Below are 6,300 nucleotides of genomic sequence, written 5' to 3'. Positions count from 1 at the left end.
GCGGGGCGGGTTGGGACGGGCCATGCTCATCGGCGCGCCTCCGCGGCACTGGCCGACGCCGCCTCGGCAGGCGGCGGCAGCACGATGCCGGACAGATACTGGGTCTTGCCGGGGTTGACCGGCGCCATCTTCAGCTGCGCGCGCGCCGCGTCGGCAATGCGCGCGCTCTTGCCCAGCGCGCTCTGCTGGTACTGCAGGCGCGACCAGTCGATATCGAGCTGCTTCTCTTCAGCCTGGGCCCGCTCCAGCGCGACGAACAGCGTGCGCGCCTGGTGCTGCGCGCTCACCAGCGACAGCGCGCACAGGATCAGCGCGGCCAGCAGGAAGAAGGTCAGGCGGTTCATGCGCGTGCGCCTCCGCCGGCAGTGGTCGCGGCAGGGGCCAGCTTCTCGGCCACGCGCATCACGGCCGAGCGCGCGCGCGGGTTGGCGGCCACCTCTTCAGGGCCCGGCTTGTAGCGGCCGAGCAGGCGCAGCGTCGGTTGCGGCAGGTCGGCCGCGCGCAGCGGCGCGCGCCGCAGCGCCGGGTCGGCATCCTGCTGGGGACGGGCGTGCGCCGCCATGAACCGCTTGACGATGCGGTCCTCCAGCGAGTGGAAGCTGATCACCACCAGGCGCCCTCCGACCTGCAGCAGTTCATACGCCGCCTTCAGCCCTCTTTCGAGGTCCTCAAGCTCTTGATTGACGTGAATCCGTAGAGCCTGAAAGGTGCGGGTCGCAGGGTCCTGACCCTTCTCGCGTGTTTTGACGGCTTTCGCCACGAGCGCGGCAAGGTCGGCAGTAGTGGCGATGGGTCCGCCATCGCCGGGTTCGCTCCGGCGAGCAACAATCGCCTTTGCAATCTGTACAGCAAACCGTTCTTCCCCATAGTCTCGTATCACCCTGGCAATGTCCTGCTCATCCGCCTGCGCCAGCCACTGCGCGGCAGTGATGCCGCGCGTGGTGTCCATGCGCATGTCCAGCGGGCCCTCGAAACGAAAGGAAAACCCCCTCGCCGCCTCGTCGATCTGGGGCGAGCTGATCCCCAGGTCGAGCAGCACGCCGGCGACGTGGCCGCGCCCCGACAGGCGCTCGGCCATGGCCGCAAAGCTCGCGTGCTCAATGGAGAAGCGGGCATCCTTGATGGTGCCCGCTTCTGCGATTGCTGCTGGGTCCTTGTCGAACGCAACCAGGGCCCCGTCTGGCCCCAGCCGGGCCAGCACCGCCCGGCTGTGCCCTCCCCTGCCGAAGGTGCCGTCGACGTAGACCCCGTCGGGCCGCCAGACCAAGGCGTCGACGGCCTCGTCCAGCAGCACGGTGCGATGGCGCAGGGCGGGGGTTGCCGGCGTTCCGGTTGGACTCATGACCTCGTCAGAAAGAGAAATTCTTCAATGCTTCGGGCATGCCCTGCGCCATCGCCTGCTGTTCCTTGGCGGCGTAGGTCGCGGCATCCCACACTTCGAAATGGCTGCCCATGCCGAGCAGCATGACTTCTTTGTCGAGCATGGCGGCACTGCGCAACTCCGGGGCGATCAGCACCCGGCCCGCGCCGTCCATTTCCACGTCGGCGGCGTTGCCCAGGAAGATGCGCTTCCACCAGTGCGCATCCATCGGCAGCGCTGCAATGCGCGTGCGGAAGGTTTCCCACTCGGGCCGGGGAAACAGCAACAGGCAGCCATCCGGGTGCTTGGTCAGCGTCACCCGGCCCTCGGCCTGCTGTTGCAGCGCCTCGCGGTGCCGGGACGGAATGGACATCCGTCCCTTGGCATCCAGCGAGAGTGCCGATGCTCCCTGAAACAAGCTTGCTCCCGGTCCATGCCGGCCGGTTGTCGGCCAGCATGCGCGTGAATCCCTTCTGTTCCGACTATGGCGACATCATCCCACGGTCGGGGCCCAATTTCACACAAAAATACACTTCCTCACACTATTTCCCACTTTAGAGGAAGCGATATGGCGGGTCAAGGCTGGTTGCAGGGCAGCAAACGAGTTTTTTTGAATAAGAACAATGACTTAGCGCGCACACCTCACGCACCGAAAAAGTGAATCCTTAATGAAATGAAGATCTTAGGGAGGAAAGCCGAGAAACCACCTGAGAACCACTTGCGGAGGAACTGCCGGCGGCACGGGAAAGACCTGCCCCGTCGCGCGAAGGAAGGATACAACAATTGCCCGCCAGCCCCGCCGGAATCAGGGCCGGCGGGGGGCTGGCAGGGCCGGCTCAGATCCGGTAGGCGGCGGTGGTCATCACGCGCGAGGCGCCGCGCATCAGCGCCCGCACCGGGGCAGGTAACGGGATCCCGCCGGCATCGCGCGCGGCGTTGCCGTGGCGGATCTCGTCGTCGCGCATCTGCTCGAGGATGGCGCGCGAGCGGCCGTCGGCCTCGGGCAGGCGGTCCAGGTGCCCGCCCAGGTGGTGCTCGACCTGGCGCTCGGTCTCGGCGACGAAGCCCAGGCTGACGCGGTCGCCGGCGCGGCCGGCCATCCAGCCGATGGCGAAGGCGCCGGCGTACCACAGCGGGTTGAGCAGGCTCGGGCGCGAGCCCAGCTCGCGCAGGCGCTCGGCGCACCAGGCCAGGTGGTCTTCCTCTTCGCGCGCGGCGGCATCCATCTGCGCGCGCACCGCGCCGTCGCGCGCGGTGAGCTTCTGGGCCTGGTACAGGGCCTGCGCGCAGACCTCGCCGACATGGTTGATGCGCATCAGCCCGGCCACGTGGCGGCGTTCATCGGCGCTCATCTGTTCGGTGTCCGGCGCCAGCCGGTCAGCCGGGTTGGCGCGCGCGGTGCGCGTGGCGCCGGCAATGGCGCGCAATGCCACGTCGAATTCTTTGATCAGGGTGTCCATGTCGCAGAGGCAGTTGGTCTTCGTTCCCGGCAGTCCCTGCGATCGTGGGGTGCGCAGCTGCGGCTGCGGTACGCACAGGGGGCCATCGGGATTACCCGCATTGTAGCTTGCCTCTAATCGGCGCCAACCCGCATCCCGCCTTGCATTGATGCGCCCGGCTACTCAGAAACCCTGAGTTGTTAAAAGAAGACAAGGGGGATTGGCCTGAGTAGTGAATTAAGGGTTGTTTGTTACAGTACTTCGCAACTTCCCAGGAAGTTTGACGCACGGGGGATGGAGACCAACAGGAGGTTCTCCCGGGCCGTCACCAATAATTCTTACAGTGGAGATCAACGAGCATGAAGAAATCGCTTCTGGCGCTGGCAGCGCTTGGCGCATTTGCTGGGGCGGCGCAGGCCCAATCGAGCGTCACGCTCTACGGTGTGGTGGATGCCAACATCGAGTACGTGAGCAATATGTCGAGCGTCACGCCGTCGGCGGCCAACGGATTTGCGACCGGCCCGTCGGAGAACCTCTTCCGCATGTCGTCCGGCGGCCTGTCCGGTTCGCGTTGGGGCCTGCGTGGCGTGGAAGACCTGGGCAGCGGCCTGAAGGCACTGTTCGTGATGGAAAGCGGTTTCGGCCTGGACGACGGGCGCTCGCAGCAAGGCGGCCGCCTGTTCGGTCGTCAGGCTTATGTCGGCCTGGAAAGCGCCCAGGTGGGCCGCGTGACCTTCGGTCGCCAGTACACCTCGCTGTTTGACATGATGGCCAATTTTTCGCCGACCGGCTATGCCACCCAGTACGAGCCGGTGGTCGCTCAACTGGGCCTGAACTTCCGTTCGGACAACACCGCCAAGTACACCGGCAAGTTCGGCCCGGTGACCGCGGTCGCGCACTGGTCGTTCGGTAACGGCGTTGCCGGCGGTGGCGAAGTCGCCGGCCAGTTCCGCCGCGACACCGGCTACGGTGCCGGCGTGTCGTGGTCAGCCGGCCCGTTCGGCATCAGCGGCGCCTATGACCAGTACAACCCGACCCTGAACGCCGCCGGCGGCACCGGCGAATTCAAGAAAGCCGCGGTCGCTGCCAGCTATGCCTTCGGTCCGGCCAAGCTGATGGCTGGCTATCGCTGGGGCATGAGCAAGCATGTGAACGACAATACGATCCTGAAGGACAACTACTACTGGGTCGGTGCCAACTACCAGGTCACGCCGGCACTGGGCCTGACGCTCGCGTACTACTACGACGACGTCAAGAACTTCAACCCGGCCGCCGCCACCGTCAACACCACCAACAACATCAAGAACCCCTGGCAGATTTCGTTCGTGGCCGACTACAACCTGTCCAAGCGCACCGACGTGTACCTGACCACGGCCTTCTCGAAGAACGCCGGCCTGAACTTCGACACCTCGGCGATCAGCTTCGCCAATGGTTACTTCCTGGGTACCGGCGAAGACAAGATGATTGGCGCCGCCATCGGCATCCGCCACAAGTTCTGATCGCCAGTCGCAAGGCTGAGCTTGAAAGGCACCTTCGGGTGCCTTTTTTCATTGGCGCGGCGCTGCAGCCCCATAGGGCATCACCTCATCGGCGCCACTGCGGGCGCCGACTAGAATGCACTGACCATAGCCGCCCCCCAGGTACCGAGAGCGGGCCACACCAGGAGACCACCCATGCAACCCACTCGCCGGCGCGTCGTTGCGCTGCTGCTGTCCGCCAGCCTTGCCGCGCTCGCCAGCCAGTCGGCGCTGGCCGCAGACCCGTACCCGGCCAAGCCGATCCGGCTGGTGGTGCCCTTTGCCGCCGGCGGCACCACCGACATCCTGGCCCGCGCCGTGGCCGCAGAGCTGGCCAGGCTGCCGGGCTGGAACGTGGTGGTCGACAACAAACCCGGTGCCGGCGGCAATATCGGCGCGGACATCGTCGCCAAGGCCGCTCCGGACGGCTACACGCTGCTGATGGGCACCGTGGGCACCCATGGCATCAACCAGTCGCTGTACGGCAAGCTGCCGTTCGATCCGATCAAGGACTTCGCCCCGATCACCGAGGTGGCGGCCGTGCCCAACGTGCTGGTGCTGAACCCGGTGTTTGCGCAGCAGAACAAGATCGACAGCGTCAAGGACCTGATCACTTACGCGCGCGCCAATCCCGGCAAGATCAACATGGCCTCCAGTGGCAACGGCACCTCGATCCACCTGGCCGGGGAGTTGTTCAAGACGCAGACCCGGACCTTCATGGTCCACTTCCCGTACAAGGGCAGCGGGCCGGCGCTGACGGACCTGGCCGGGGGCACCATGCAGGTGATGTTCGACAACCTGCCGTCGTCGATGGCGCTGATCAAGAGCGGCAAGCTCAAGGCGCTGGCGGTGACCAGCGCCAGGCCCTCGCCGGCGCTGCCGGGCGTGCCAACCATTGCCCAGGCTGCGGGCCTGCCTCAGTATGAAGCCAGCTCCTGGTTCGGCATGCTGGCGCCGGCCGGCACGCCGCCGGACGTCATCCACCGCATCCAGCAGGAAGTGGCCAAGGCGCTGAACGCCCCGGCCGTGCGCGAACGCCTGCAGGCGCAGGGCGCCGAGCCTGTCGGCAACACGCCGGAGCAGTTCGCCGCGTTCATCCGCGCCGAGACCGCCAAGTGGGCCAAGGTGGTCAAGGATTCCGGCGCCAAGGTGGATTGACGCCGATTTGATCGCCGGCAGGGCGGCGGCGCGTATCGCGCATATACTTGAGGCATCAAATGTCGGCTGCCCGCCCCGTGGGCGGCCCCTGGCGGCCGCGGCCGCACACCTGCGCACCGATGCACTGAAGATGCCAAACCCATCCCCTGCCGCCGGCGCCGACAGCGCGCCGGTCGACCTTGAAACCCGTGCCGACCAGACCGAGCACGAAGCCCTGCGGCTGTGGTTGCGGCTGTTGACCTGCACCACCCTGATCGAGGGCGATATCCGTTCGCGGCTGCGCCAGGATTTTGCCTGCACGCTGCCGCGCTTCGACCTGATGGCACAGCTCGACCGCCATCCGGAAGGCCTGAAGATGGGCGAGCTGTCGCGCCGCATGATGGTGACCGGCGGCAACGTCACCGGCATCACCGACCAGCTGCAGCAGGAAGGCCTGGTCTCACGCGAGGCCCTGCCCACTGACCGCCGTGCCTACCTGATCCGCCTGACCCCGGCCGGGCGCGCCGCGTTCTCGCGCATGGCGCGCGCGCATGAGGACTGGATCGGGCAACTGTTCTCGGGCCTGGCCGAGACCGACCGGCGCGCCCTGTTCCGACTGCTTGGCCGGCTCAAGACCGGCCTGATCTCGCCATGAAGACCCGGCCCTATCTTGTCCTGTGCGGCCTGCTGCCGGTGCTGGCTGCCTGCAGCAGCACGCCGCAGCCGCCGCAGGTCACGCCGGTGAACGCCACCATCAAGCTTGGCCGCGTCACCGAGAAGACGTTCCTGACCCGCCTGGACGTGGCCCAGGTGCCCCCGTACTACGGCGGCGGCACCAGCGTCGGCG

7 protein-coding genes and 1 pseudogene are annotated in these 6,300 nt (G+C 66.7%); 4 read left to right on the top strand and 4 right to left on the bottom strand.

Annotated elements, in window-relative coordinates; all coding sequences use genetic code 11:
- Positions 1-26: 26 nt before the first annotated feature.
- From ftsL to coq7, 4 genes are all read right to left on the bottom strand, one after another.
- Positions 27-344 (bottom strand): cell division protein FtsL, encoded by a 318-nt coding sequence (gene ftsL, locus AC3WRR_RS35925; protein WP_011616092.1) that lies wholly within the window; start codon positions 342-344, stop codon positions 27-29.
- Entirely contained in the window at positions 341-1,342 is a 1,002-nt protein-coding gene (rsmH, locus tag AC3WRR_RS35920) for a 16S rRNA (cytosine(1402)-N(4))-methyltransferase RsmH (RefSeq protein WP_010814777.1), read from the bottom strand. The genes ftsL and rsmH overlap by 4 nt, the downstream gene beginning before the upstream one ends.
- A gap of 7 nt (positions 1,343-1,349) precedes the next feature.
- On the bottom strand, positions 1,350-1,778 hold the full coding sequence (mraZ, locus tag AC3WRR_RS35915; RefSeq protein ID WP_010814778.1) for a division/cell wall cluster transcriptional repressor MraZ: 429 nt from the start codon (positions 1,776-1,778) through the stop codon (positions 1,350-1,352).
- 418 nt (positions 1,779-2,196) lie between these two features.
- Positions 2,197-2,820, bottom strand: a complete 624-nt coding sequence (coq7, locus tag AC3WRR_RS35910) for a 2-polyprenyl-3-methyl-6-methoxy-1,4-benzoquinone monooxygenase (protein ID WP_010814779.1) — start codon at positions 2,818-2,820, stop codon at positions 2,197-2,199.
- A gap of 338 nt (positions 2,821-3,158) precedes the next feature.
- Here coq7 and AC3WRR_RS35905 point away from each other — a divergent pair, with 338 nt between their 5' ends.
- From AC3WRR_RS35905 to AC3WRR_RS35890, 4 genes and pseudogenes are all read left to right on the top strand, one after another.
- Positions 3,159-4,298: a porin gene (locus AC3WRR_RS35905; protein ID WP_010814780.1), complete on the top strand. Its 1,140-nt coding sequence runs from the start codon at positions 3,159-3,161 to the stop codon at positions 4,296-4,298.
- Positions 4,299-4,472: 174 nt separating this feature from the next.
- Positions 4,473-5,474, top strand: a complete 1,002-nt coding sequence (locus tag AC3WRR_RS35900; RefSeq protein WP_010814781.1) for a tripartite tricarboxylate transporter substrate binding protein — start codon at positions 4,473-4,475, stop codon at positions 5,472-5,474.
- Between the two features lie 130 nt (positions 5,475-5,604).
- The gene (locus AC3WRR_RS35895) at positions 5,605-6,108 is read left to right on the top strand and encodes a MarR family winged helix-turn-helix transcriptional regulator (protein WP_010814782.1); all 504 of its coding nucleotides are present in this window, start codon (positions 5,605-5,607) and stop codon (positions 6,106-6,108) included.
- Positions 6,105-6,300 (top strand): annotated as a pseudogene (locus AC3WRR_RS35890) (hypothetical protein); the annotation flags it as partial. The gene AC3WRR_RS35895 and the pseudogene AC3WRR_RS35890, both read left to right, overlap by 4 nt.

The sequence above is a fragment of the Cupriavidus sp. FW305-3-2-15-C-LB2 genome (genome assembly GCF_058787575.1).
Note: the sequence above shows the minus strand (reverse complement) of the source record. Positions and strands in the feature narration are given on the sequence as shown.